This is a genomic window from Litorihabitans aurantiacus, assembly GCF_030161595.1.
Lineage (GTDB): Bacteria > Actinomycetota > Actinomycetes > Actinomycetales > Beutenbergiaceae > Litorihabitans > Litorihabitans aurantiacus.
The window spans coordinates 502922-527351 of record NZ_BSUM01000001.1 but is presented as its reverse complement, the minus strand read 5'-3'; the positions used below and the strand labels follow the sequence as shown (position 1 = coordinate 527351).

Sequence of the window (24430 nt, the reverse complement as noted above, 5' to 3'; positions counted from 1 at the left end):
GCCCGGCGTGTCGCGTCGTTGCAGTGAGCGGGGCCTCCCTGGGCGAGGGCGGCGCGCCGTCGACCTCCTCAGACGCCGACGGCGGGGCCCACCGAGGAGGTGAGCCCCGCCGTCGCGAGGTGGTGCGGTGGTGCGAGCTGTCAGACGCCGACCTTGGGGGCGTCGGGACGTTGTCGCGGCCGGGCGCGGGGGCCGACGCGGCGAGGAACTCGGCACGCGGCGTCTCGACGCCACCGAGGGCGACCGGCTCGCGGCGGAAGAAGAGCGCCGCGGTCCAGTCCAGGACGATGCGGAACTTCCGGTTCGCCGTCGGCATGGCCCACAGGTGGTAGGTGCGGTGCATGAACCACGCGACGGGGCCGCGCAGCTTGACGCCGAAGATCTGGGCGACGCCCTTGCCGAGGCCCAGCGAGGCGACCGTGCCGAGGTTGGCGTGGACGTACTCGGTGGTGGGCTCGTCGCTGAGGAAGCGGACGATGTTGTCGCCGAGGTGCTTGGACTGACGCACCGCGTGCTGCGCGGTCGGGGCGCAGAACTTGCCGTCGCCCTGGGCCAGGTCCGGGACGGCGGCGCAGTCACCGGCCGCCCAGGCGCCGGGCACGACGGCGCCGTCGGCGTCGACCACGCGCAGGTGCGCGTCGGTGGTGACACGGCCCATCTGGTCCAGGGGCAGGTCGCTCTGCTGGAGGACCGGGTTGGCCTTGACGCCCGCGGTCCACACGATGGTGTCGGAGTCGAACTCCTCGCCGGTGGACAGCACCACGTGGCCGTCCTCGCAGCTGTTGAGGAAGGTGGAGAGCTTCATCTCGATGCCACGGCGGCGCAGCTGCTCGAGCGCGTAGCCGCCCAGCTCCTCCCCGAGCTCCGGCAGGATGCGGGCGGTCGCCTCGACGAGCACGAAGCGCAGGTCGTCGGGAGAGATGGAGTCGAAGTCGCGGCACGCGGCGCGGGCCATGTCCTCGACCTCGCCCAGCGCCTCGATACCGGCGAACCCGCCGCCGACGAACGTGAAGGTGAGCATGCGACGACGCTGCTCGGGGTCCCAGGTGGAGGACGCCTGGTCCATGAGACCCAGGACGCGGTTGCGCAGCGCGTACGCCTCCTCGACCTGCTTGAAGCCCATGCCGACCTCGGCGAGGCCCGGGATCGGGAGGGTGCGCGCGACGGCGCCGAGCGAGATCACGAGGTGGTCGTAGCGGACCCAGTACGGCTCGCCGTTGGCGGGCGTGACCTGGACGGCGCGGTCGCCGTGCTGGATGGCGGTCACGCGGCCGTTGACGGTCGTGGTGCCCTTCAGCTCACGGCGGTGCGGCGCGACGACGTGGCGCGGCTCGATCGAGCCGGCCGCGGCCTCGGGCAGGAACGGCTGGTAGGTCATGTACGAGCGCGGGTCGACGATGACGATCGCCACGTCGCGCCGGCCCATCTGCTTGCGCAGCCGGATCGCCGTGTACAGGCCGACGTACCCACCGCCCAGGATGAGGATTCGCGGGGTCTTGCGGCCGCTCGCGGCGCGCCGGGTACCTGTCGTCGAGGAAGTCACGCCACGACCTTAGTGCGGCCCATGGAACGGTCAAAGATGAGGGGCTTGTGTCAGTGGCCACATCGGATCGTCAGGACTCGCGGCAGGGCTGCTGCGGGGCTTCGGCTAGCTCTCCGGATCGGTGACGTCGGCCCGCTGAGCCCCGAGCGCGGCGACCAGCGCGTCGGCGTCCACCGTGATCCCGACGCCGTGTCCCCCGCCACCGATCGAGATCTCCCCGACCACCCGCTCGTCGGCGACCACCGGCCACGCGGTGGCCGAACCGAGCGGCGTGATCGTGCCGCGTTCGTAGCCGGTGGCGGCGAGCGCCGTCGCCGCGTCGGGCATCGACAGGCGCTTCACGCCGAGCAGGGTGCGCAGCTTGGGCCACGAGATCGTGCGGTCCCCGGGGACGAGGACGAGCAGGAAGTCGCCCTCGCCCCGACGCACCACCATCGTCTTGACCAGGCTGCCGGGGGCGACGCCGCGAGCCGCCGCCGCCTCGGCCAGCGACGAGACGCGGCCGTGGCGGCGGATCTCGTGGGCGAGGCCGAGACGCTGCGCCGCCTCGCGGGCGCGGCGCTCGCCGTCGGGCTCGGGGGCGGTTTCTCCGGTGTTCACGGTGCTACCGCCTCGCGCAGCCCGAGGGCGATGCCGTCGAGGATGTCGTGCTCGCTCGTGACGACCTGCAGCAGCGCTCCCCCGGCCTCCTGCACCTCGGAGAACACGCGCGAGACGACCTCGAACCAGATGAGCGCGCCGGCGCCGATCACGTCGACGCGGCCGGGGTGGAGGTAGGGCATCGCGGCGCGCTCGTGGCGCGTGGCGGCGAGGAGGTCCTGCGCGGCCGCGAGGACGACGCCCGTGGGCTGCACCGCGCCGTCGATGCGCGTGCGGTCGTAGGACGACAGGCCCATCGCGTGCGCCGTCGTCGTGGTGATGGTGCCGGCGACGCCGATGAGGGTGGCGGTGCGGCCGAGCGGGACGACGGCGGCGGCGCGCTCGAGCGCCTCGCGCGCGTCGACCGCGGCGGCCTCGATCTCGGGCTGCGTGGGCGGGTCGGAGTGCAGGTGCCGCTCGTGCAGGCGCACGGAGCCGACGTCGAGCGAGATCGCCGCCTCCGGCTCCGCCTCACCGAGGACGAGCTCGGTCGAGCCGCCGCCGAGGTCGACGACGAGGTAGGGCCCGGGGTGCGCGTCGGCGACGACGCTCACGGCCCCGGCGAACGACAGCCGCGCCTCCTCCTCACCGGTGACGACCTCGGGGTCGACGCCGAGCGCGTCCCGCACCCCGGCGACGAACGCGTCGCGGTTGCGCGCATCGCGCGTGGCCGAGGTCGCCACGAAGCGCACGCGCTCGGCCCCCGTCTCGGCGATGACGACGGCGAACTCCCGCGCCGCCTCGAGGGTCGCCTCGAGCGCGGCCGGGTCGAGCTCGCCGGTGCGGTCCACACCGCGGCCCAGGCGCGTCACGCGGCCGAGGCGCACGACCTCCTGCGTCCGGCCGCTGTCGGCGGAGACGTCGGCGACGAGGAGGCGGATGGTGTTCGTTCCGCAGTCGATGGCAGCTACCCGGGTCACGCCCGACACCCTACGTGGGGCCGCCGACATTCCATCCCCGCGCCCGATGTCGGACCCGTGTGCGAACGTGTGTTCGTGTCCATCCCGTCAGCAGAGCCTCGGGCGAGCATCCTGCACGCCGATCTCGACTCGTTCTACGCCTCCGTGGCGCAGCGCGACGACCCCGCGCTGCGCGGTCGTCCGGTCGCCGTCGGCGGGGGTGGCGTGATCCTCGCCGCCAGCTACGAGGCGAAGCGGGCCGGGATCTCGACGCCGATGCCGGGGCACCGCGCCCGGGCGCTCTGCCCCGGGCTCGTGATCGTGCGGCCCGACTTCCCGACCTACACCGCGGCCAGCCGGGCGGTGTTCGCGATCTTCCGGGAGACGACACCGCTGGTCCAGGGCGTCTCGGTGGACGAGGCCTTCCTCGACGTCGGCGGGCTCGGTCGGATCGACGGTTCCCCGGTGGACATCGCGGCGCGGCTGCGGCGGCGGGTGGCGCACGAGGTCGGGCTGCCGATCACCGTGGGGGTCGCGCGCACCCCGTTCCTGGCCAAGACCGCGAGCCAGGCCGCGAAGCCGGACGGCCTGCTCGAGGTGCCGCCCGACGGCGAGCGCGCCTTCCTGCACCCGCTCCCCCTGCGCCGGCTGTGGGGAGTGGGCGAGGCGACGGCGGGGCGGCTGGGATCCTTCGGCCTCGAGACGGTCGGGGACCTGGCGGCGCTGCCGGAGGACGTCCTCGTCGGACTCCTGGGGCGGGCAGGCGGGCGGCACCTCTACGCCGTCGTGCACGGGCGGACCTCGACGACGCTGAGCCTCGGGCACCGCCGCAGCTCGATCGGGGCGCAGCGCGCGCTCGGCCGCGGGCCGCACCGCCCGGAGCACGTGCACGCGGCGCTCCTCGGGCTGGTCGACCGCGTGACGCGCCGGCTGCGGGAGGCCGAGCAGCTCGCGGGCACCGTCGTGCTGCGGCTGCGGTTCGACGACTACACGGCCGTGACGCGGTCGCACTCGCTCGCCCACCCCACCGCATCGACCGCACGCCTGGCCGACACTGCTGTGTCGCTGCTACGACAGGCGCGGCCCCTGGTCCGGGCGCGCGGGATCACCCTGGTCGGAGTGGCGCTCGGCGGTCTCGTCGCGGACCGGGTGGAGCAGCCGGAGCTGTCGTTCGCGGAGGTTGCTGCAGGCGGCGGTGCTGGGCGCGCTGGGGGTGGTGCGGCGCGGGTGCGCGACACGCGCGAGCTCGACGCCGCCGTCGACGCCCTCGGGCACCGCTATGGCGGCCACGCGCTGACGAGGGCCAGCCTGCTGCGCGATCGCGACGCCCTGGCCGGTCCGTCCCTCGACGAGGCGGTCGAGGGGTGACGGCGGTCACGCTGGTGCTGGTGGGGCTGTTCGTGCCCGTGGCGCTGGTGGCGTCAGCAGGTGCAGCGCATGGGCGACCACGACGGCGCCATCGCCGCGAGCGCCTCGTCGCCGAACGGGTTGACGCCGGGGCCGCGGGCGAGGCTGTGCCCCACGAGGACGTGGAGGCACTTGACGCGGCCGGGCATCCCGCCCGCGGAGATCCCGTCGATCTCCGGGACGTCGCCGAGCTCGGCGCGCTGGGCGAGGTAGTCCTCGTGGGCGCGGCGGTACTGCGCGGCGAGCTCCTCGTCCTCGACCAGGCGCTCGGTCATCCGTGTCATCAGGCCCGAGGCCTCGAGCGTGGAGACGGCGGCGACGGCGCCGGGGTGCGTGAGGTAGTACGACGTCGGGAAGGGCGTGCCGTCCGGGAGGCGGGGCGAGGTGCGGACCACGGTGGGGCGGCCGCAGCGGCAGCGTGCAGCGATCGCGACGACGCCGCGGGGCTCGCGCCCGAGCTGCTCGGCGACGGCCGCCAGGTCGGCCGCCTCGACCGGCGGGAGGTCGACGACGCCGGCGGAGGCACGGGCGTCGAGCCCCGGGGTGTCGCGGTGCGCTCGGGCGGCGGTGGGGTCGTCGGAGGTCACGCCACCATTCTCCCCCGCGTTCGTCGGGGTGCCGTCAGGGCGTGTCGCTCGCGGGTGGGGCGGCGCCGTCGGCCGGGACGTCCTGCGCAGCCTCGGCCTCGGCAGCGGTCTGCTGAGCCGCGCCTGCGACCTCGACCGAGCCCCACACCGTGGAGTACCACGGCAGCGTGGCGGTCACCGCGTACGGCGACCGGGCCGCCTCCTGCGCGGTGAGGTCGCCGATGGGGTCCTCGCCGTCGACGGTCTCCGGGTCGACGACCTTGTACCCGGTCTCACCGGGCGCGACGAGGTTGAACCGCGCGCTGGCCTGCGACTTTACGTACTCGGGGTCCTCCCAGCGCGCGAGCTCCTCCTCGAGCGCGGCCGCCTCTTCCTGCGCCTGGGCGAGAGAGGCGTTGACCTCGCGGAGCTGCTCCTGCTGCGAGACGTAGGCGCGCAGAGTGGGCGCCAGGACGATGAAGGCGACCAGGAGGACCAGGGCGAGCCCCGCCGTCCTCATGGTGATCTGTCGCGGCTCGCGCGGCTCGTCGCGATCACGTCTCCCCGAGGCGCCGGGCCGGCCCGACCCTCGATTACCTGAGCCCCGCCCGCCCGCACCCGCCTGCGAGCCGGCACCCGAACGGCCGGGCGACGCGCCACGCCCCGCGGGGCGGGACGAGCGCGAGCCGCCGGAAGTGCGCGACGGCGTCACGCGGGCAGCGGTGGGTCGGGCTCTCACCCGGCCATGGTGCCCCACACCGTCGCGATCAGGACCGAGCCGCGCCGTCGGGCACCGGCATCGCAGCGGGCGGGCCGCCCGGGCGGCGGGCACGCGTCGGTGATCCTCTCGGGGTAGGTCGGCAAACCTCTCGGGGAGGGTCGGCAATCCTCTCGGGGACGGGTGAGGGCCCCGGGGCCGCCGCGGGTGCGACGAGCCGGGGCCCTCGGGTGGTGCTGGTGGTGCTGCGGGCTCAGCCCAGGCGCGGGAACGCGGAGCGGCCGGCGTAGACGGCGGCGTCGCCCAGCTGGTCCTCGATGCGCAGGAGCTGGTTGTACTTGTTGATGCGCTCACCGCGGGCGGGCGCACCGGTCTTGATCTGGCCGGCGTTCGTGGCGACGGCGAGGTCGGCGATCGTCGTGTCCTCGGTCTCGCCCGAGCGGTGGCTGATCATGGCGGTGAAGCCGCTGCGCTGCGCGAGGGCGACGGCGTCGAGCGTCTCGGTCAGCGTGCCGATCTGGTTGACCTTCACCAGCAGCGACGTGGCCGACTTCTCGGCGATGCCGCGCGCGAGGCGCTCGGGGTTGGTGACGAACAGGTCGTCGCCGACGATCTGCACCTTGGCGTCGACCTGCGCGACGAGCTGGCCCCAGGAGGCCCACTCGTCCTCGCTCAGCGGGTCCTCGATGGAGACCAGGGGGTAGTCGGCGACGAGCGCGGCGTAGTACGCGATCATCTCGTCGGGCGTCTTGGAGCCGCCCTCGAACGCGTACGCGCCCTCGTCGAAGAACTCCGTGGCTGCGACATCCAGCGCGAGGCCGAGGTCCTTGCCGGGCTCGAAGCCGGCCTTGGTGATGGCCTCGAGGATGAGGTCGAGCGCCTCGCGGTTGGAGCCGAGGTTCGGCGCGAAGCCACCCTCGTCACCCAGACCGGTGGCCAGGCCGCGCGACTTCAGCACGGACTTGAGGGAGTGGTAGACCTCGGCGCCCCAGCGCAGGGCCTCCTTGAAGGTCGGGGCGCCGTAGGGGGCGACCATGAACTCCTGGATGTCGACGTTGGAGTCCGCGTGCGAGCCGCCGTTGAGGATGTTCATCATCGGGACGGGCAGCACGTGCGCGTTCGGGCCGCCGACGTAGCGGTACAGCGGGAGGTCGGCGCTGTCGGCCGCGGCGCGGGCGACGGCGAGCGAGACACCGAGGATCGCGTTGGCGCCGACCTTGCCCTTGTTGGGCGTGCCGTCCAGGTCGAGCATGGTCTGGTCGATCGTGCGCTGGTCGGCGGCGTCGAAGCCGAGGACCTCGGGGGCGATGGTGTCGAGCACGGCCTCGACCGCCTCCTGGACACCCTTGCCGAGGTAGCGGCTCTTGTCGCCGTCACGGCGCTCGACGGCCTCGAACGCACCGGTCGAGGCGCCGGAGGGGACACCCGCGCGAGCGGTGGTGCCGTCGTCGAGGCCGACCTCGACCTCGATGGTGGGGTTGCCGCGCGAGTCAAGGATCTCGCGGGCGTAAACAGCCTCGATCGTGGCCATGCATGCTCCTCGGGTCGGTCCATGGTGGGGCCGCCGACGTGTCGCCGGTGGCCCGGAGCTCGCCCGGTGACGGGCGCGCTGCCCGTACCTCAGCCTAGATGATGCGGCCGCGCCCGGGCTCCAGAGGTCGGGTCGCGGAGCTCGCGCTCCGCACGTCAGACGCCGGCGTCGCGGACCTGGGACGCCACGGTCCGCACCTGGGCGCGCAGCGCCGACTCGGCGTCGACCCCGAGCGCGCGCGCCCGCGCCACGACGGCGAGCAGCTCCGCCCCGATCTCGGCACCCGCCGCGGCCTGCGCATCACCCGGGTCGACGTCGAAGTCCGGTCCGACGGCGACGCCCGCCCGCTCCGCACGCCCCAGCATCTTCTGCGCCCGCGCGAGGGCGGGGAGCGAGGTCGGCACGCCGTCGGCCGCGGAGGGGCGACCCGCGCCGCTCGCCGCGCGCTCGGCGGCCTTGACGTCCTCCCACATGGCGCGCACGGCGTCCGCGTCGCGGGCGTCGACGTCGCCGAACACGTGCGGGTGCCGACGGCGGAGCTTCGCCGCGAGAGCGCGCGCCACGTCGGCGACGTCGAACGCCCCCGGCCGTGCTCCTGTCCGATCCGCGCGTGGAACAGCACCTGCAGCAGCAGGTCACCGAGCTCGTCCACCAGCGCCGACGGCGGAGCCTGTCCCGGCCCACCCGCGCGCGTCAGCTCCTCGGCCGCCTCGGCGACCTCGTGCGCCTCCTCGATCGCGTAGCGCGCCAGGGTCGCGTGGGTCTGCTCGGCGTCCCACGGGCAGCCGCCGGGCGAACGGAGCTGGTCCATCACGGCGACGGCGTCGAGCAGTGCGGCCGCGGTGGCGTCCCGGTCGAGCGGTCGGGCGGGCCCCGCCGATCCGGCCGTCGCGTCCGTCGTCGGCCCCGTCACGGCGCGACGTTCCAGTGCACGAGCGAGCGCGCACCGCGGTCGTACCCCAGCACGCAGCGCGCGGCCGTGCCGAGCACGAGCCGCTCGGCCACCTCGGGCGAGAGCCCGAGCCACACCGAGGTCAGGATGCGCAGCAGGTGGCCGTGGGCCACGAGGAGGACGTCGCCGCCGTCCAGCAGCGTGGTCTCCGCCCGGGCGATCACACGGGCCGCGCGGGCGGCGACCTCCTCGATCAGCTCCCCCTCGCCGGGCTCGGGGTTGCGCTCGTCGGGCGCGAGGTCGTCGGTGCCGGAGACGGTCAGGGGCACGCGGACGCCGTCGGTCAGCGCGGCCCAGCCGCGCCCGAGCGCGTCGGCCACCTCGACGCGCGTCAGTCCCTCGACGGGTCCGTAGTCCCACTCGGCCAGGTCGGGCTCGACCTCGGCTCCGCCGTACCCGGCCAGCTCCGCCGTCCGGCGGGCCCGCGTGAGCGGCGAGGTCAGCACCAGCGCGAACTCGCGCCCCGCGAGAGCGCGACCGGTCGCGCGGGCCTGCTCCTCGCCGTCGGGCGTGAGGGGGAGGTCGCTGCGCCCGGTGTGCCGGCCGGCGCGGCTCCAGGCGGTCTCGCCGTGCCGGACCAGGACGAGCTCGCCGGGGGCGGCCGACGCCGCGGTGTCGTCGACCGTGCTCACGAGGCGGACGGGACGAGCCACGGCCACTGGGTGGGGGCGATCTGCCCGTCCTGCCAGGTGCCGAACCGCGGGTTGAGGTCGACGTCGAGCGCGGCCAGGCGTCGGCCGACCTCGAGCGAGGCGGCCTCGTCCGCCTGCAGCGCGGGACTCGCGAGCTGCAGCTGCGCCACCTGACGGATCTCGGCGGAGTAGTCCCACGGCTCGAGACCGCCCTGCGACACCACGCTGTCAAGCAGTGCCACGGCCTCCTGGTCGGAGGCGGTGGCCCCGAACTCGGCCACGACGTCGAGGATCGTGGGCGCCTGCACGAGGGTGGACAGCGCCTGGGCGGGATCGACCGGCGCGCCCGCCTGGGCCGTGGACGCGAGCCGCTCGAGGTCCGCCACGAGCGCGCCGACCTGCCCCTCGGTGATCCGCTCGCCGTCGACGGTCGCGGCCGTTCCCGGGCGGCCGCAGCCGGTCAGGACGAGCGCGGCGGCGAGCGCCGGGACGATCACGACGGCGTGACGCGCGCGGGACGAGCGGCGCGGTCGGGTGGTTCTCATGCGCACGGCGACCTCCGGTGGTGGCGTTGCGGGACCGGTGCGATCCTAGCCGGGCGGGTGACGGGCCCCGCTCTTGCCAGGACTTCCGGTGGATGGAATACTATTCCGAAATCGAGTCGTGGAGGGCACGTGCAGCTGATCGAACGGACCTTGGGCCTGATGGGTGCCGTGAGCGCACCGCCGCAGGGTCGGACGCTGACTGAGCTGGCGACCCAGCTATCGCTCCCGATGCCTACCGCTCACCGGTTGCTGAAGGACCTCCTCGAGACGCGCTGGGTGCGCAAGAACGACCGCGGCGAGTTCTTCCCCGGCCAGCGCCTGCTCCAGCTCGCCTCCGACGTCGCGAGCCAGGCCGAGCTGGTCGACCTCGTCGAGTCCCACCTCGCGGACCTGGGGACCGAGTTCGACGAGACGGCGTTCGTGGCCACCATGGTGAATGACAACGCCGTCTGCGTGGCCGCGTCCCCCAGCTCCCGCGCGCTGCACGTCGCCGTGCCGGTCGGTCGCAGCCTGCCGCTGCACGCCTCCGCCGGCGCGCGGGCCCTGCTCGCCTTCCGGCCGCCGGCGCAGGTGCTCGACCTCCTGGCCGACCACGCGTTCCGCCGCTACACCGACGACACCCCCGGGAGCGTCGAGGAGGTCGTGTCCCACCTCGCCGAGGTGCGCGAGCGCGGGTACGACATCTGCGAGAACGAGCTGGACGTCAACGTGTGGGCCGTCTCGGCACCCGTCACGGCGGGCGACGGCGTCGTCGCCGCCAGCCTGACCGTGGCCGCTCCTCGCGAGCGTCTCCGCAGCGCCTCGGCGCGCCGGTCCGTCATCGCCTCGGTGCTCCGGCACGCGGCCGAGATCGGCGCCACGCTCCCCGTCTCGGCCCCCCGCGTGCCGGCCCCCGCCCTCACCCCGACCGCGGGATGACCACCGCACCCCGGCGCCTGGTCGTCGGCATCAGCGGTGCCTCCGGCGCGACGATGGGCGTGCGGGCGCTGGAGCTGCTCCGGCTCGAGCGCCCCGACGTCGAGACGCACCTCGTGCTCACGCGTGGCGCGCGCGCGACGCTGCGGGACGAGACCGACCTCACCTCGCGGCAGGTCATGGAACTCGCCGACGTCGTCCACTCCGACGACGACCTCGGCGCACCGATCGCGAGCGGCTCCTACCCGGTCACGGGCATGCTCGTCGTGCCGTGCAGCATCAAGACCCTCTCCTCGGTCGCGAACTGCTACTCGGCCAACCTGCTGGCGCGGGCGGCCGACGTCCAACTGAAGGAACGACGCCCCCTGGTGCTCGCCGTGCGCGAGACGCCCCTGCACCGCGGGCACCTCCGGCTGATGGCGGACGCCGCGGACGCCGGAGCCGTGATCTTCCCGCCGGTTCCCGCCTTCTACCATCGTCCGCACAGCGTGCAGGACCTCGTGGACCACTCGGTCCGGCGCATGCTGGAGGCCGTAGGCCTGCCCACGCCCGGGCAGGAGCGCTGGAACGGGCACGGGGTGGCCCCGGAGCACGTGCGGCTGACCACGGCCCGGTCCTGAGGCGACCCCCGACGACGCGTGCCGAGGCACCGGTCGCGACACCTCGGCGCGCGTCGCCGCGGGCCCGTCAGCCCGTGACGGCCGCGACGTCGAGACCCGAACCCGCCAGCAGGTGCGCGGTCACGAACGGCGGCATCCCGACCGCGGCCACCGGGGTCGGCGCACCCGCCGGGATGCGCGGGGCGACGGCGCCGGCGATCGCGACCCGCTCGGCGCGCTCACTCGCCGCCGCGGTGAGGACCGCCGGGTCCTCGAGGAGGTCCAGCGCCGTCAGGGCCATCGCCCGGGCCGCCGTCGCCACCGTCGTGTGGGCCGACCCGCCGCCCGTGAACGCGCTCCGCGCCCAGTTCGGCAGGTGCGGACCGGCGAGGCCGTGGGCCACGTACAGCCGCACGGTGGGAGCGTGCCAGCAGTACTCCGTCACGTCGTCGGCGCCACCGGCAAAGTCGCGACCGGCGCGGTTCGCGGGCGGCGTCAGCTCCTCGTCGAACGGGTCGGCCACCGCGGGGCGACCGACCTCGCGCAGCACGGCGCGGCCGAACTCCTTGTCCTCCCCCGCGAACCGCGGGGCGCCCGCCCGCCGCAGCCCGCGCCAGCCCGCCGCCGCCATCGTGTGGTTCGGTAGCCAGGGCCGAGTGCCGGAGACGCGCTGCTCCGTCACCTCGACGTCGAGCGCGGTCGCAGCTCCGCGCGCGGCGCGCAGCAGGCGGTCGTGGACGACGTCGAGGCCCTCCAGCGTGGTGGCCCGCTCGATGAACCAGGCCTGGGAGCTGCCCGGGACCGACGTGGGGTGGAGTCCTCCGTCGGTCACCACCCGCGACACCGAAGCGCGCAGCGCCGCCGGGATCGTGTCTCGCAGGTAGCGCAGCAGCACGTCGGTCAGGACGAGCGCGTCGAGTGCGCTGGCCCCGTCCCACGGGCGGGCGGAGTAGGCCGTCCGCCCGGCGAAGGTCAGGACGGTTCCGGTCTGGATGCCCGGGCCGTCGTCGAGCTCGACCGTCGTGTAGGCCCGGGGGTGCCAGGCCACGTACGCGTCGGGACCGTCGAGGTGACCGTCGCGCGCGAGGAAGGGCTTGCCGACGCAGAGCTTCTCGGCCGGCGTCCCGAGCACCCGGATCCGACCGGGCAGGCCGTGGCGCTCGAGCGTGCGGGCGAGAGCGACGGCGGCGGCCGCCGAGGCGGTGCCGATGCCGTTGTGCAGGTCGGTGAATCCCGCGCGCCTCCCGGGACGGGCGGCCGGGTGGGGCAGGTGGTCCTGCGTCTCACCCGGCGTCGCGTCGTACTCGCACGAGAACCCGATCTCGGGGCCGGCGCTTCCCCACGTGGCCACGAACGCGCTCGGGAAACCTGCCACACCCGTCTCGACGTCGAACCCGGCCGCCCGCAGGTGGTCGGTGAGCACCCGAGCCGAGGCCACCTCCGTGAGGCCGGGTTCGGCGAGCTCCCAGATCCGCCGCGTCATGCGACGCACCGCGGCGTCCTGCGCCGCAAGGTCCGCCAGCGCCGTCCGGCCCGCCGCCGACACCGACAGCGGGGCGGTCGCCGCCAGCTCGTCCGCGAGGGACGTGCTCACGCCGTGGCCCGGCGGCCGAACAGCACGCGCGAGAGGATCTCCGTGAGCTTGACCGCGCCGAGCGCGAGCGCCGCGATGAGGATCACGACGGCGTAGAGACGGTCCATCGTAAAACCGCTGCCGTAGCGCGAGACGAGGCCGCCGATGCCGACCGCGGCGATGATGACCTCGCCGGTGATCAGACCGTCGACTCCGCGCGAGACGCCCAGGCGCAGCCCGGCGGTGACCTGGGGCAGTGCCATCGGTAGCTGGATGCGCAGCACCATGTCGCGCCGCGGCGCGCCGAACGAGCGCGCCATCTCCACGATGCGGGCGTCGGCGTTGCGCACGCCGGTGGCGGTGTTGGTGATGATCGGGAAGATCGCGAACGCGACGATGATGACTAGCCGGGTCTCGAAGCCCAGCCCGAACAACAGGATGAACAGCGGTACGAAGGCGACCATCGGCGCGGCCATCATGGCGTCGACGTAGACCTCCAGGGCCGTGCGAACGGCCGGCACCATCCCGATCAGGCACCCGATGAGCACACCGCCCGTCACGGCGACGGCGAGACCGACGCCGAGCGCTCCGAGGCTGGCACCGAGCTGGTCGACGATGGTCCCGTCCACGAGCATCTGCACGAGAGCGGTCAGCACCTCGCTCAGCGGCGGGAGGTAGATGAAGTCCCAGACGCGTCCGGCAACCTCCCACGCGAGGGCCAGCGCGACACCGGTGAGGACCTGCCAGCGGCGAATCCGGGTGCGGACCGGGGCACGTGTGCGGGCGGGTCGCGGCGCCGCGGTGCGCGCGCCGCGGCCGGCCTCCGCTCCGCAGGTACCTGCGTCCCCGCCGGCACCGGTGGCGTCCATCGCCTCCGGCGCGACGGCGGCGGTCCCGACGGCCGGTCGGGCGGTCACCGCTTGTCCACGGGCTGACGCACGATCATGGTCCGCAGCTGCTCCCAGATGTAGGAGGACAGCTCGGTGAAGCGGGGGTCGTGCCGCATCTCCTCGGTCCGCGGTCGCGGCAGGTCGACGTCGATGATCTCGTGGATCTCGCCGGGCCGCGGGCTCATGATGACGATGCGGTCCGAGAGGAACACGGCCTCGTCCATGTCGTGGGTGACGAAGACGACCGACTTCTTCCCGGCCTCCCAGATGCTCTCGAGGTCGCTCTGCAGGAGGTGGCGCGTTTGCGCGTCCAGCGCGCCGAAGGGCTCGTCCATCAGGAGGATCTGCGGGTCGACGGCGAGCGCGCGCGCCAAGCCCACGCGTTGCTGCATCCCGCCGGAGAGCTGGTCGGGATAGCGGTCGGCGAAGCCCGTGAGCCCCACCATCTCGAGGTAGCGGTCGGAGACCTCGCGGCGCTGCGCCGCGGGCACCCGCCTGACCTGCAGGCCGAACTCGATGTTCTCGCGCACGGTGCGCCAGGGCAGGAGGGCGAAGGACTGGAACACGAACGCCCGCTCGGGGCCGGGGCCGGCGACCTCGCGATCCTGCACCAGCACGGCGCCGGAGTCGGCGGTGACGAGACCGTCGATGATCTTCAGGAGCGTGGTCTTGCCGCACCCCGACGGGCCGATGAGGCTGACGAACTCGCTCTCGCCGACGGTGAGGGAGACCCGGTCCAGCGCGCGGGTCGTGACGCCGTCGACCGTGTAGTCCTTCACGACGTCGACCAGCTCGATGGCGGGTGCGCGACGGGCGGTCACCGGGCACCCCGGCGCTTGTCGAGACGACGGGTGAGCTGCATGACGAGAACTCCTTCGAGGACGAGCACGAGGACGATGGCCAGCACCGCGCCGGTGTCGAAGCGCCCGCGGTAGTAGCTGATGATGCTGCCGATGCCCGCGGTGACGAGGAACAGCTCGGCGATGACCATGCCGACGACGGCGCGACCGAGGCCGAGGCGCAGTCCGGCCGCGATGTCGGGGCGCGCGGAGGGCAGGACCACGTGGCGGAAGGTGTCCCACCGCGAGGATCCGTAGCTGTGCGCCATTTCCCGCAGCGCACCGGGGACGGAGCGGATGCCCGTCTCCGTGTTGAGCGTGACGAACACCAGCGCGAACAGGACCACCACGACCACCCTAGTGACCAGGCCGAGCCCGAAGATGGCCTGGGCCACCGGGAGCAGCGCGATCAGCGGAACAGCCAGCAGCAGCATGAGGTAGGGCCGGATGACGGCGGCGGCGACGGGGAAGGACCCCATGAGGAGACCGAGCGGCACCCCGACCGCGACGGCGATCAGGTAGCCGAGGACCATCGCGACGTTGCTCTCCAGGAGCGCCCGGGGCAGCTCGCCCGACGAGGTCAGCGCGACCAGCGAGGACCACGTCCGAACCGGGCTCGGGAGCTCGACGCGCGCGGAGTCGTCGCTCAGCAGGGTCCATGCGCACAGCAGCACGACCGCCACGACGAGGCGGAGCGCGACCGTGCGCGCCCCGCTCGCCGCCGAGGCGACCGGGTGACGCGCGCGGCGCGGTGCCACCGTGGTCACTGCGAGGCGTCCACGAACTCGGTGGTGACCAGGTCGGCCGGTCCCTCGATGGTCTCGAACGCGACCGTCCGGCTGTACAGGTCGATGGTCGCCTGCACGTCCTCGTCCGAGACGCCCTCGGCCCCCGGCCACAGGTCGTTCTCGGCCCAGGCGCTGATGACCTCGCGCATGACCGCCTCGTCGACCTCGGGGATGAGCTCCACGGCCTTGTCCTGCGCGGCCGTGGGGTCCTCTTCGACGTCGGCGAGCGTGGCGAGGTAGGCGTCGGTGAACGCCTGGACGGTCTCGGCGTCGCTGTCGAGGTAGGCGTCGGTCGCGAAGAAGTAGGAGGCGACGATGGACGGGTCGCCATAGCCCTCGACGAGGGCGAACCGGCCGGGGTACTCCGCCTCGATCTGCGTCCAGGTCATGAGGTCGAGCGGCGAGGCGTCGATCTGGTCGGCGAGCAGGCCGGCCATGCGGTTCTCCGACCCGGCGACCACGAGCATCTCGGGCTCGGTGCCGGGGCAGACGTCGTCGAGCCAGATCTCGGTCAGGCTGCCGGTGGTGCCTTCGCGGCTGTGGATCGCGAGGCGCTGACCATCGGTCGCCTCGCACGAGTCGATCTCCGGGACGGCGACCATCACGAAGTCAGGACGCGTGATGCCGAGAAATGCGCTCACCGGAGCACCTGCGTCGACCACCGACAGGACGGTCCCGGCGCTGGTGAATCCGAGGTCCACCTCGCCCGCAGCGACGGCCTGGGCGAGCGTCTCGGGCGCGTCGAAGAGCACCTGCTCGACCTCGTACCCGTCCGCCTCCATCGCCTCGATCGTCAGCGCGAGCGGTGCGTAGGACGCGGTCCACGGCCCCTCGATGGCGATGCTGAAGCTCCCTCCCGCGGCCTCATCGTCACCGCCCCCGCCGTCGGAGGACCCGCAGGCGGTCAGGACGAGCGCGGCGGCTGCTGCGGCGGCGAGTGCGGGGACGGCGGGGTGGGATCGCACAGCGAGCTCCTCGGGTTTCGTTAAGCGGAAGGTGATTCCGGGTGGCGGTGCCACGGTGCAAGCGCCGCGGTGCCGCTGTCAAGGCGGGAGCGGGTCCGCCGCGCGTTGTTCACACACCTGCAACACGGCGTCATCGAGCCGTGACGTTAGTTTCGCGGAGCGAAAGCTACTTCCACCTGGCGCGATCCGCGTGTACCGTTCACGGCTTCCGACAGGAGGCCCCATGACCGCTGCACCCTCGCCCGTGCCCGTTCCCTCGCCCACGGACGGACTCCTCACCCTGCTCACGACCCCCGACGGCGAGATCGACGCGGGAGCCGATCCCGCCGCACTCGAACTCCTCGGGACCTTGGTCGCCGACACCCTGCGTGCGCACGCGGTCGGCGTCGTGGTGAGCTGGAACGACCCCGACGACGCGGTCCTCGCCCACGTCGTGGCGCGCGAGCTGGGTGTCCCCTCGCGCCGTGCCAGCCTCGACCTCGGCCGGCTCGAGCTCGACGGGCCGCCCCTCGCGGGCGCGGTGGTCGCCGTCGTGGCCACGTCGTTCACCCCCCGCCCCCGGGCCCTCGAGCCGCTCGCACGCCTGCTCGCCGGGGCCGGCGCCTCGGCCGTGCACGCCGCGCGCTTGCGCCCTTCCCCCAGCACGGAGCTCGACGTCCACGGACGGGGGGCGGACGCGTGACGGCAGCCGCCGACGGCCCGTCGACCCCGGGCACGACCACCGACGGTGGCGCGCTCGAAGCCCGGCCGGTGGAGCTCGAGACCGCGCTGGCCGACTTCGCGCGCCTGACCGACGGGGGTGACGGCGTCACGCGGCTCGCCCACACCCCCACCGAGCGCCGGGCGCACTCGCTGTTCGCGGACCGGATGCGGGGTCTCGGGCTGCGCGCATGGACGGACGCCGTCGGCAACACCATCGCCGAGCTCGATCCCACGCACCCCGGCCCCGCGCCCGCCGTCGGCACCGGCTCCCACCTCGACTCGGTCCCGCTCGGCGGGGCCTACGACGGCACGTACGGCGTGGTGGCCGCCCTCGAGGTGGCACGGCTCGCGGTCACCCACGACCTGCCACGCCGCCGACCGTGGCGGTTCGTGGCGTTCGCGGCCGAGGAGGGGGCGCGCTTCGGGTCGGCCTGCAACGGCAGCAAGGTTGTTGCCGGGGTGGCCGACGCCGCCGACCTGCACCGCTGGCACGACGTCGACGGCACCACCATGGCGCAGGCCATGACCGACGTCGGACTCGCCCCCGACCGCGCGCACGAGGCGAGGTGGGAGCCCGATCGGTGGCACGCCTTCGTGGAGCTCCACATCGAGCAGGGACCGCTCCTGGAGGACCTCGGCGCCACCATCGGCGTCGTCGACCGAATCTCGGGCAGCTCGCGCGCCGCCGTCGTGCTCCACGGCGTCGCCTCGCACACCGGGGCCACCCCGATGCACCTGCGCGTGGACGCGCTCGCCGCCGCCGCCGCGTGCGTCCTCGCCACCGAGGCGGCCGCGAACGACGGCGAGACCCGCGCCACGGTCGGCCGCATGGAGGTCCTGCCCGGATCCATGACGACCATCCCCGGCGAGGTGCGGTTCACCCTCGACGTGCGCGGGGTCGACGCCCGGGCGCAGCGGGCGGTGCTGGACCACCTGCTCGCCGAGTACGAGCGTCTCGGCCGCGAGCGAGGGGTGGCGGTCGAGTACGAGGTGCTGGCCAGCGCCGACCCCGTGCTCCTGCCGCGGGCCGTCACCGACGTCGTCGCGCGCGCCGCGGCGGAGCTCGCCCTCCCCGCCGTGACCATGACCTCCGGCGCGAGCCACGACGCCCAGATGATCTCGCGCGTGACGCCGACGGGGATGATCTTCGTGCCCAGCCGCGGCGGACTCAGCCACGTGCCGCAGGAGTGGACGTCGGGGACCCACCTCGCGGCCGGTACCACCGCGCTGCTGCGCACCATGCAGCTGCTCGACGCGGAGGGCGCGATGACGCCCGCCGACGGCGGCGAGCCGCTGCGCCACCTCCCCGGTGTCCGGGTGCTGGGCTCGCCCGAGGTGGTGGACCTGACGGTGCGCGACGGGGTGCTGGCCGACGTCACGCCCAGCCGCGTCCCGCACGAGCGCGCGAGGGTGCTGCTCCCGGCCCTGGTCGACCTGCACACGCACCTGCGCGAACCGGGCGGCGAGGCGGCCGAGACCATCGCGAGCGGGACGCGCGCGGCGGCCGCCGGCGGTTACTCCGACGTCTTCGCCATGGCGAACACCGTGCCCGTCACCGACACGGTCGCGGCGGTGCGGCGGATGCGCGAGATCGCCGCGGACGGCGTGTGGGCACGCGTGCACCCCGTCGGTGCGCTGACGCACGCGCTCGCGGGCGAGCGCCTCACCGACCTCGCAGCCATGGCGGCGGCGGGGGTCCGGCTGTTCTCCGACGACGGCCGCTGCCTCGAGGACGTCGCGCTGCTCGCCGAGGCCATGACGACCCTGGCCCGCACCGGCGGTGTGCTCGCTCAGCACGCGCAGAGCACCGCGCTGGCCGGCAGCGGGGTCGTGAACGACGCCGTCGCTCACCTCGTCGACGCCCCCGGGTGGCCTCTCGTGGGCGAGGAGGCGATCATCGCGCGCGACGTCGCCGTCGCCCGTGCCACGGGCGCACACCTGCACGTGTGCCACGTCTCCAGCGGGTTCGGCGCCGCGATCCTCGGGCTCGGCCGGGCCCACGGCGCCCGGGTCACCGGCGAGGTGACGCCGCACCACCTGGTGCTGCACGACACCGACGCCGTGGCGGCCGGCCCCGCGCTCAAGGTCAACCCGCCGCTGCGCTCGGGTGACGACGCCGGCAACCTGCGCCACGCGCTGCGCACCGGGCTGCTGGACGTCGTCGCGACCGACCACGCGCCGCACGAGGCGGAGCGCAAGCGGGGCACCTGGCGCACGGCCGCGTTCGGGCTCACGGGCCTGGAGACGGCCCTCGACGTCGTGGCCGAGGTCTTCACCGACCCCACCTCGGGCGAGGTCGACTGGCCCGCGGTCGCGCGCGTGACGTCCGTCGTCCCCGCGCGCATCGGCGGTCTCGCCGACCGCGCGGGGCGGCCGGTCGCGGTGGGTGAACCCGCCACGTGGGCGGTCGTGGGGCCCGGGGACGGCGTCGTGCAGGGGCACGAGCAGCACACGCGCTCGGCCAACACCCCCTTCACGGGCCGCGCCGTGCGCCACCGCGTCGAGCTGACCGTGGTCGACGGCGTCGTCACGCACCGCGCCTAGTCGTCCACCCGGCGCGTCCGGCCCCGCTCCCGGGGCCGGACGCTCCGCGGGCGTCAGCCGTGCAGGTCGACGACGACGCCCGCCCCCTGCGCCAGCGCGGCCCGTGCCACGGTCCGCGCCGCGACCGCGTCCAGGCCGGCGAACCCGACGCTCTTGAAGACGCTCACCCGGCCCGGGACCCGCGCCGGCGCGCTCCCGTCGGCCACCGCGGACAGCTCCACGACGTCGGCGCGAGCGATCGCCCCGGACGCCAGCGGCGCCGCCAGGTCGCCCGCGCCGTCGAGGCCCCCGGCGAAGGTGTCCACGATGCGCACCCCGGCGCGCACCACGGTGGCCGGCTCGATCTCCGCCGACGCCGGGTCGTGGCTGCCGACCCCGCACACGAGCACCTCGGGGGCGAGGGCCTCGTCCGGCACCACCGGCAGGGCGGACGTCGTCGCCGCGACCACCACGTCGGCGCCCCTGACCCCTGCGCCGACGTCGGTGAGCGCCCGCCACGTGCGCTCGTCTGCGTCGGCCGTGGCGGGGACCGCCCACGCCGCGCACTCCGCCACGAGCGCGCGGGCGCGATCCTCGCGGCGCGCGACGATCCTGACCTCGCTCAGCCCGGGCAGCGCGTGCAGGAGCGCCTCGACGGTGGCACGGGCCTGGACGCCGGCACCGATGACGCACAGCACGCGCGCGTGCGCCGGGGCGTGCGACAGTGCGACCAGCGCGGTCATGGCGGCGGTCCTGCGGTCGGTGATGCAGGCGCCGTCCATCAGGACCTCCTGGCCCAGCTCGGGGTCGACCAGGAGGACGCTCGCGCTCGAGGAGGCCGGAGCTCCGTCCCGCCCCTCGAAGCGGTGCCACACCTTGACCGCGAACGCCTCCTGGGCCAGGACCGCCGGCATCACCAGCATCTCCCCGCCCACCTCGTGCGCCCCCAGCGCGGTGCGCGGCGGGGTCGTGTCACGTCCGCTGCGGTGCGCGAGGACGGCCTCGCGCACCCCGGCTAGCGCGGCCGAGGGCGGGTAGAGGCGGTCGACGACGGTGGCGGGCAGGACGATCACGGGGCCTCCGGGGCGGTGGTGCGGTGCGGGCGGGTGCAGGGTCGGTGCGGCGGGTGCGGGCGGGCGGGTGCGGTAGTGCTCGGCGGCGACTCACCACAGGGTCTGCCCGCCGTCGACCATCAGCGACCCGCCGACCACGAACGCGGCCTCCGGCGAGAGCAGGAACAGCACCGCGGCCGCCACCTCGGCGGGCTCGCCGTAGCGCCCCAGCGGGATCCGTGCGAGACGCTCGGTGCGGAACGGCTCCTCGTGGACGTAGTCGGCGTTCAGCCCGGTCGGCACCGTGCCAGGCGCCACGGCGTTCACGCGGACCCCGAGTGGCGCGAGCTCGAGCGCCATGACCCGCGTGAGCATCGCGATGCCGCCCTTCGAGGCGCAGTAGGCCGCCGAACCGGGGTGGGCCTGAACCTGTCGGGTGGAGGAGACGTTGACGATCGCCCCGCGGCCGCGCGCGGCCATGCCGGTCGCGACCCGCTGCCCCACCGTGAAGCAGCCCGTGAGATTGATGCCCACGACGTCCCCGAACTCGGCGGCCGTCGTCTGAAGGAACGGGCTCGTGCTGGTGATCCCGGCGTTGTTGACCAGGCCGGTCAGCGGCCCCAGCACCGCCTCGCTCTCGCGCACCGCGACATCGACGTCCGCGACGTCGCGCACGTCCAGGCGCCGCACCTGCAGCCGGTCCCCCGGGTGGCCGGCACCGAGCCGCGCGCGCACGGCTTCGACGTCGGCGCCGGGGCCGGTCATTGCGGCCACCCGCACGCCCGCCTCCAGGAGGGTCTGCACGACGGCGGTACCGAGCCCGCCGTCGGCCCCCGTCACGAGCACGACGGCGTCGGGTCCCAGCCGGCTCACGCGAGTGCGCCGACGCGCCGACCCTCACGCAGCAGCCCGCCGTAGCCGGGTATCGCCACGGACCTGCCCAACACGTCCAGGCAGCGCCACAGGATCGCCTGGTTGCTCGTAACCACGGGTTTGCCGAGCTCGTCCTCGAGCACCTGGATGGTCTCCATCGTGCGGAAGTTCGTGGCGGAGATCAGTACGCCCTCGCTGTCGGGGACGTCCGCCGCCCGAGCCATGCGGTAGGAGACCCACGACTCCTGGCGGTTGGTGTCGTACCACGTCCGGGGGTCGGCCGAGGCGACCGAGAAGTCGTGGTGGTGGGACGCCGCCGTCGCAATCCCGCGCTCCGCGAGCGAGGACTCCAGGAGCGCGCCGGACGCGGGGGCGTACGGGCTCACGACCGTCACGTGGGAGAGCCCGAGGTGGCGCACGGCGGCCACCATCGCGCCCGTCGCCGTGACGACCGGCGCCGTGCACCCGGCCGCCATCAGCTCCGAGAGCCGCTCGGGCGTGCCGCTGCCGCCGTTGAAGCTCGTCTCGGCGCAGCCGTAGACGACGACGTCGGCGGCCATCTCCTCGATGGCCGCAACGAGGTCGGTCGCCTGCGCCCGCATCGCGACGGGGTCGTCGGTGGTCAGGCGCAGCCCGTGGAAGCTGACGCCCGGGATGCCCAGCGCGTACAGCTCGGGTTCGATGACGGTGTTGTCCGCCGGCAGGACGAGCGCGATCCGGGCGCGCCAGCCGAACATCAGGCGCTCTCCGAACCGAGGTAGCCGGGGCGGGTCCAGCCCGCGGCGGCCAGGTCGGCGTCCAGCGACCAGCGTTCGGCTCCGACGATCCTGGGCGCCTCGTACATCCGCCGCTCCTCGCCGGTCGGCGCCGTCGCGTCGATCCCCATCTTGGCGCTCGTGCGCCCTGCGGGCGCCGAGGGGTCGAGCGTCGGGCTGTAGAGGTCGGGGACGATCACGACGTCGCGATCGGCCTGCATGCGCGTGTTGACCGCCCACTCCACCTTCTCGAGGTCGTGCACGTCGATGTCGTCGTCCACGACCGTGACGAGCTTGGCCCCGAGCGGCGCGGCGAGCAGCGCGAGCATGACGTTGCGGGGTTCGGACGGGTGCCGCTTGCGCATCGACACGACGACGTGGTGGCGCGTGGTCCCGCCGGCGGTCACGTTGACGTCCACGACCTCGGGGCACACGCGACGGGCCTCTCGCAGCGCCATCGCGCTGGCGGCGGGCTGCATCATCCAGTGGTTCTCCGTCATCGGGGTCCCCGTGAGGGTGTTCTGGTAGATCGCGCCGCGGCGGTGCGTGATGGCGGTGACGGTCATCACCGGTGCGGGCTTCGCCGCCGAGTACGTGCCGGGGTACTCCCCGAACGGCCCGTCCGGGACGAGCACCCCGGGTTCGATGCGCCCCTCGATGATCATCTCGGCGGTGGCCGGGACGTCGACGTCGATCGTGCGGCAGCGCACCATCGGCACCGGCGCCCCGCGCATGGCGCCCGCGACGGCGAACTCGTCGACCCCGTACGGGACCCGGGCCTGGGAGGCGATCTGGGTCGCGGGCTCGGCACCGATGACGACGGCGATCTCCGCAGCCTGGCCGCGCTCGTGCCAGCGGTCGATGATCGTGCGCAGGTGCCGGCCCGGGGGCGCGAAGACGGTCAGACCGTCCTCCCCGACGGGCAGCTGCCGATGGATCGAGACGTTGGAGACCCCGGTGTCGGGATCGCGCGCCACCTGCAGCCCGGCAGTGATGTAGCGCCCCGCGTCGAGCTCGTAGTGCCGCAGGATCGGCAGCGTGCCGACGGCGGTGCCCGGCAGCACGACCTCCTGGCACGGTGCCGGGCCCGACCACGGCTCGGGGTCGATTAGGCCGCGCTCGAGCTCGTCGGCGTGGCGCAGGAGCCACGCGTAGTCGCGGCCGAGGGCGAGGCCGACGCGGCGCGAAGCGCCGAAGAGGCCGGAGAGGCAGGAGAAGGGGCTGTCGCGCATGTGCTCGAACAGCAGCGCCGGACCCTCGAGGTCGGAGGAGCGGCGGGTCAGCGCGACCGCCTCGTACTCCCAGTCGACCTCGCGCTCGATGCGCAGCAGGTCGCCGCGGCGCTCGAGGTCGGACAGAAACTCTCGCAGGTCGTTCCAGGCCACGCGGCTCTCCCATCAGTTCCATCTGGCAGAATCCAGTTCCACCGAACGGTCCAACTGTCGCGGGGCCCGGGCGGGGTGTCAAGTGCTGACGGCCCCGGCACGGCGAGGCGGGGCGCCGGGGCGCCGGGGCCTGCAAGGTCCCGCCCCCGATCGACACAGACAGCACGACGGTCGCCCGACCGCGCCGACGAAGGAGCCCCCATGACGATCGCCCACACCCGACGCCGACTCGGCCCGGTCGCGCTCGTCCCGCTCACCGCAGCCCTCGCGCTGGCGGCGGCGTGCGCGGCCCCCGCCGCCGAGCCGCTCACCGCGGCGCCTGCCACACCCGCCAACACCGCGGCCGACATCGTCTACGCCGCTCCCGCGACCTTGATCCAGCAGGGCGACGGCGCTCCGATGGCCTGCTTCGGCTTGGTCCAGCAGTCCTATCCCCCGCAGTGCGGCGGCCCCGAGCTCGTGGGGCTGAGCTGGGAGGACGTGGCCGACGCCGAGACGGCAGCCGGCGTCACCTTCGGCAGCGGGTGGCTCTTGGGCACCTACGACGGCGAACGGTTCACGCTCACCGAGCCCGTCCTCACCGACGCTCCCCCGGGCTTCTCGCCGAGCGCCGAGTCCCTGGCGATCGAGCAGTCGGACCCGCTGTGCGACGACCCCTACCGGGGCGGTCGGGAGAACGCCTACCCCACCGAGACCTTCCCCGAGGGGGAGTCGCTGGGCGTGGAGGGAGGAGCGGCACTGTCCGCCCTCCAGGAGCGCGCCGACGCACTACCCGGGTACGTCGGCACGTTCGTGACCGACGGGTACTCCCAGATGAACCTGGTGCTCGCGGACGGGAGCGACGTCGAGGCCGCGCACACCAGCCTGCGCGAGGTCTGGGCGGGGTGGCTCTGCGTCGCCTCGCGGGACGTTCCGACCCAGGCCGAGGGGGTGGCGGCCTCCGACGCGCTGTCGGAGCGGAGCGACGGCCTGGACCTCATCCACTGGGGACCGGACGCCCTGGAGGGCCGGTTCACGGTCGGCGCCCTGCTGGCCGACGACGCCACGCTCGAGACCGTCCGCTCCGCCCTCGCCCCGTGGTACCCGGCCGACCGCATCGACGTCACACCGGCCCTGCGGCCCTTCGAGGCCCCCTAGCC

The 24430-nt window shown here is 74.4% G+C and carries 23 protein-coding genes and 2 pseudogenes; 6 read left to right on the top strand and 19 right to left on the bottom strand.

The window, feature by feature from the left end; translation table 11 throughout:
• Positions 1–559: 559 nt before the first annotated feature.
• From QQK22_RS02505 to QQK22_RS02495, 3 genes and pseudogenes are all read right to left on the bottom strand, one after another.
• Positions 560–1543, bottom strand: a pseudogene (locus QQK22_RS02505) (NAD(P)/FAD-dependent oxidoreductase); the annotation flags it as partial.
• 105 nt (positions 1544–1648) lie between these two features.
• Positions 1649–2143 (bottom strand): aminoacyl-tRNA deacylase, encoded by a 495-nt coding sequence (locus QQK22_RS02500; RefSeq protein ID WP_284249147.1) that lies wholly within the window; start codon positions 2141–2143, stop codon positions 1649–1651.
• Positions 2140–3102: a Ppx/GppA phosphatase family protein gene (locus QQK22_RS02495; RefSeq protein WP_284249146.1), complete on the bottom strand. Its 963-nt coding sequence runs from the start codon at positions 3100–3102 to the stop codon at positions 2140–2142. The genes QQK22_RS02500 and QQK22_RS02495 overlap by 4 nt, the downstream gene beginning before the upstream one ends.
• Positions 3103–3177: 75 nt before the next feature.
• Here QQK22_RS02495 and dinB point away from each other — a divergent pair, with 75 nt between their 5' ends.
• Positions 3178–4449, top strand: a complete 1272-nt coding sequence (gene dinB / locus QQK22_RS02490; protein WP_284249144.1) for a DNA polymerase IV — start codon at positions 3178–3180, stop codon at positions 4447–4449.
• 53 nt (positions 4450–4502) lie between these two features.
• Here the strand turns inward: dinB and QQK22_RS02485 are convergent, their stop codons facing one another.
• The 7 genes and pseudogenes from QQK22_RS02485 to QQK22_RS02455 form a co-directional block, all read right to left on the bottom strand.
• Positions 4503–4967 carry a DUF501 domain-containing protein gene (locus tag QQK22_RS02485; protein WP_284252499.1) on the bottom strand — a complete coding sequence of 155 codons (465 nt, stop codon included), beginning with the start codon at positions 4965–4967 and terminating at the stop codon, positions 4503–4505.
• Between the two features lie 142 nt (positions 4968–5109).
• Complete coding sequence (locus QQK22_RS02480) at positions 5110–5574, bottom strand: FtsB family cell division protein (RefSeq protein WP_284249142.1); 465 nt, start codon at positions 5572–5574, stop codon at positions 5110–5112.
• 451 nt (positions 5575–6025) lie between these two features.
• Positions 6026–7303 carry a phosphopyruvate hydratase gene (gene eno, locus QQK22_RS02475; RefSeq protein ID WP_284249140.1) on the bottom strand — a complete coding sequence of 426 codons (1278 nt, stop codon included), beginning with the start codon at positions 7301–7303 and terminating at the stop codon, positions 6026–6028.
• A gap of 155 nt (positions 7304–7458) precedes the next feature.
• Positions 7459–7866 (bottom strand): hypothetical protein, encoded by a 408-nt coding sequence (locus QQK22_RS02470; RefSeq protein ID WP_284252827.1) that lies wholly within the window; start codon positions 7864–7866, stop codon positions 7459–7461.
• An 83-nt stretch (positions 7867–7949) separates the two neighbouring features.
• Positions 7950–8114, bottom strand: a pseudogene (locus QQK22_RS02465) (nucleoside triphosphate pyrophosphohydrolase); the annotation flags it as partial.
• A 98-nt stretch (positions 8115–8212) separates the two neighbouring features.
• Positions 8213–8887: a histidine phosphatase family protein gene (locus tag QQK22_RS02460; RefSeq protein ID WP_284249138.1), complete on the bottom strand. Its 675-nt coding sequence runs from the start codon at positions 8885–8887 to the stop codon at positions 8213–8215.
• Positions 8884–9432: a SurA N-terminal domain-containing protein gene (locus QQK22_RS02455; protein WP_284249136.1), complete on the bottom strand. Its 549-nt coding sequence runs from the start codon at positions 9430–9432 to the stop codon at positions 8884–8886. Before QQK22_RS02455 ends, QQK22_RS02460 begins: the two co-directional genes overlap by 4 nt.
• Between QQK22_RS02455 and QQK22_RS02450 the strand changes: the two genes are divergently transcribed.
• Positions 9391–10350, top strand: a complete 960-nt coding sequence (locus QQK22_RS02450; protein WP_348525454.1) for an IclR family transcriptional regulator — start codon at positions 9391–9393, stop codon at positions 10348–10350. The two genes, QQK22_RS02455 and QQK22_RS02450, sit on opposite strands and share 42 nt — an antisense overlap.
• Positions 10347–10967: a UbiX family flavin prenyltransferase gene (locus QQK22_RS02445; RefSeq protein WP_284249133.1), complete on the top strand. Its 621-nt coding sequence runs from the start codon at positions 10347–10349 to the stop codon at positions 10965–10967. The genes QQK22_RS02450 and QQK22_RS02445 overlap by 4 nt, the downstream gene beginning before the upstream one ends.
• Before the next feature lie 67 nt (positions 10968–11034).
• Here QQK22_RS02445 and QQK22_RS02440 read toward each other — a convergent pair whose 3' ends face one another.
• From QQK22_RS02440 to QQK22_RS02420, 5 genes are read right to left on the bottom strand one after another with little or no spacing between them, the layout of a single operon-like run.
• Positions 11035–12540, bottom strand: a complete 1506-nt coding sequence (locus tag QQK22_RS02440) for a zinc-binding metallopeptidase family protein (RefSeq protein ID WP_284249131.1) — start codon at positions 12538–12540, stop codon at positions 11035–11037.
• Entirely contained in the window at positions 12537–13436 is a 900-nt protein-coding gene (locus QQK22_RS02435; RefSeq protein WP_284249130.1) for an ABC transporter permease, read from the bottom strand. The genes QQK22_RS02440 and QQK22_RS02435 overlap by 4 nt, the downstream gene beginning before the upstream one ends.
• The gene (locus QQK22_RS02430; protein WP_284249129.1) at positions 13433–14230 is read right to left on the bottom strand and encodes an ABC transporter ATP-binding protein; all 798 of its coding nucleotides are present in this window, start codon (positions 14228–14230) and stop codon (positions 13433–13435) included. The genes QQK22_RS02435 and QQK22_RS02430 overlap by 4 nt, the downstream gene beginning before the upstream one ends.
• Entirely contained in the window at positions 14227–15015 is a 789-nt protein-coding gene (locus tag QQK22_RS02425; RefSeq protein WP_284249127.1) for an ABC transporter permease, read from the bottom strand. The genes QQK22_RS02430 and QQK22_RS02425 overlap by 4 nt, the downstream gene beginning before the upstream one ends.
• A complete protein-coding gene (locus QQK22_RS02420) occupies positions 15012–16001 on the bottom strand; it encodes an ABC transporter substrate-binding protein (protein ID WP_284249125.1) in 990 nt (329 codons plus the stop codon). Before QQK22_RS02420 ends, QQK22_RS02425 begins: the two co-directional genes overlap by 4 nt.
• Before the next feature lie 223 nt (positions 16002–16224).
• Between QQK22_RS02420 and QQK22_RS02415 the strand changes: the two genes are divergently transcribed.
• The gene (locus QQK22_RS02415; RefSeq protein WP_284249124.1) at positions 16225–16683 is read left to right on the top strand and encodes a hypothetical protein; all 459 of its coding nucleotides are present in this window, start codon (positions 16225–16227) and stop codon (positions 16681–16683) included.
• Positions 16680–19247, top strand: coding sequence for an allantoate amidohydrolase (locus tag QQK22_RS02410; RefSeq protein ID WP_284249123.1), 2568 nt, complete (start codon positions 16680–16682; stop codon positions 19245–19247). The genes QQK22_RS02415 and QQK22_RS02410 overlap by 4 nt, the downstream gene beginning before the upstream one ends.
• 53 nt (positions 19248–19300) lie before the next feature.
• Here QQK22_RS02410 and QQK22_RS02405 read toward each other — a convergent pair whose 3' ends face one another.
• From QQK22_RS02405 to QQK22_RS02390, 4 genes are all read right to left on the bottom strand, one after another.
• Positions 19301–20299 (bottom strand): ornithine cyclodeaminase family protein, encoded by a 999-nt coding sequence (locus QQK22_RS02405; protein ID WP_284249122.1) that lies wholly within the window; start codon positions 20297–20299, stop codon positions 19301–19303.
• A 90-nt stretch (positions 20300–20389) separates the two neighbouring features.
• The gene (locus QQK22_RS02400; RefSeq protein WP_284249120.1) at positions 20390–21151 is read right to left on the bottom strand and encodes an SDR family NAD(P)-dependent oxidoreductase; all 762 of its coding nucleotides are present in this window, start codon (positions 21149–21151) and stop codon (positions 20390–20392) included.
• Positions 21148–21888 carry a maleate cis-trans isomerase family protein gene (locus tag QQK22_RS02395; RefSeq protein WP_284249118.1) on the bottom strand — a complete coding sequence of 247 codons (741 nt, stop codon included), beginning with the start codon at positions 21886–21888 and terminating at the stop codon, positions 21148–21150. The genes QQK22_RS02400 and QQK22_RS02395 overlap by 4 nt, the downstream gene beginning before the upstream one ends.
• Positions 21888–23291, bottom strand: coding sequence for a UbiD family decarboxylase (locus QQK22_RS02390; RefSeq protein WP_284249116.1), 1404 nt, complete (start codon positions 23289–23291; stop codon positions 21888–21890). Before QQK22_RS02390 ends, QQK22_RS02395 begins: the two co-directional genes overlap by 1 nt.
• Before the next feature lie 201 nt (positions 23292–23492).
• Between QQK22_RS02390 and QQK22_RS02385 the strand changes: the two genes are divergently transcribed.
• Positions 23493–24428 carry a hypothetical protein gene (locus tag QQK22_RS02385; RefSeq protein ID WP_284249115.1) on the top strand — a complete coding sequence of 312 codons (936 nt, stop codon included), beginning with the start codon at positions 23493–23495 and terminating at the stop codon, positions 24426–24428.
• Positions 24429–24430 lie beyond the last annotated feature (2 nt).

What these genes read in the sequence shown, in the direction of transcription:
- QQK22_RS02395 (WP_284249118.1), bottom strand. Translation starts at nt 21,888, where the DNA reads ATGTTCGGCTGGCGCGCCCGGATCGCGCTCGTCCTGCCGGCGGACAAC.
- QQK22_RS02445 (WP_284249133.1), top strand. Translation starts at nt 10,347, where the DNA reads ATGACCACCGCACCCCGGCGCCTGGTCGTCGGCATCAGCGGTGCCTCC.
- eno (WP_284249140.1), bottom strand. Translation starts at nt 7,303, where the DNA reads ATGGCCACGATCGAGGCTGTTTACGCCCGCGAGATCCTTGACTCGCGC.
- QQK22_RS02385 (WP_284249115.1), top strand. Translation starts at nt 23,493, where the DNA reads ATGACGATCGCCCACACCCGACGCCGACTCGGCCCGGTCGCGCTCGTC.
- QQK22_RS02415 (WP_284249124.1), top strand. Translation starts at nt 16,225, where the DNA reads ATGACCGCTGCACCCTCGCCCGTGCCCGTTCCCTCGCCCACGGACGGA.
- QQK22_RS02455 (WP_284249136.1), bottom strand. Translation starts at nt 9,432, where the DNA reads ATGAGAACCACCCGACCGCGCCGCTCGTCCCGCGCGCGTCACGCCGTC.
- QQK22_RS02480 (WP_284249142.1), bottom strand. Translation starts at nt 5,574, where the DNA reads ATGAGGACGGCGGGGCTCGCCCTGGTCCTCCTGGTCGCCTTCATCGTC.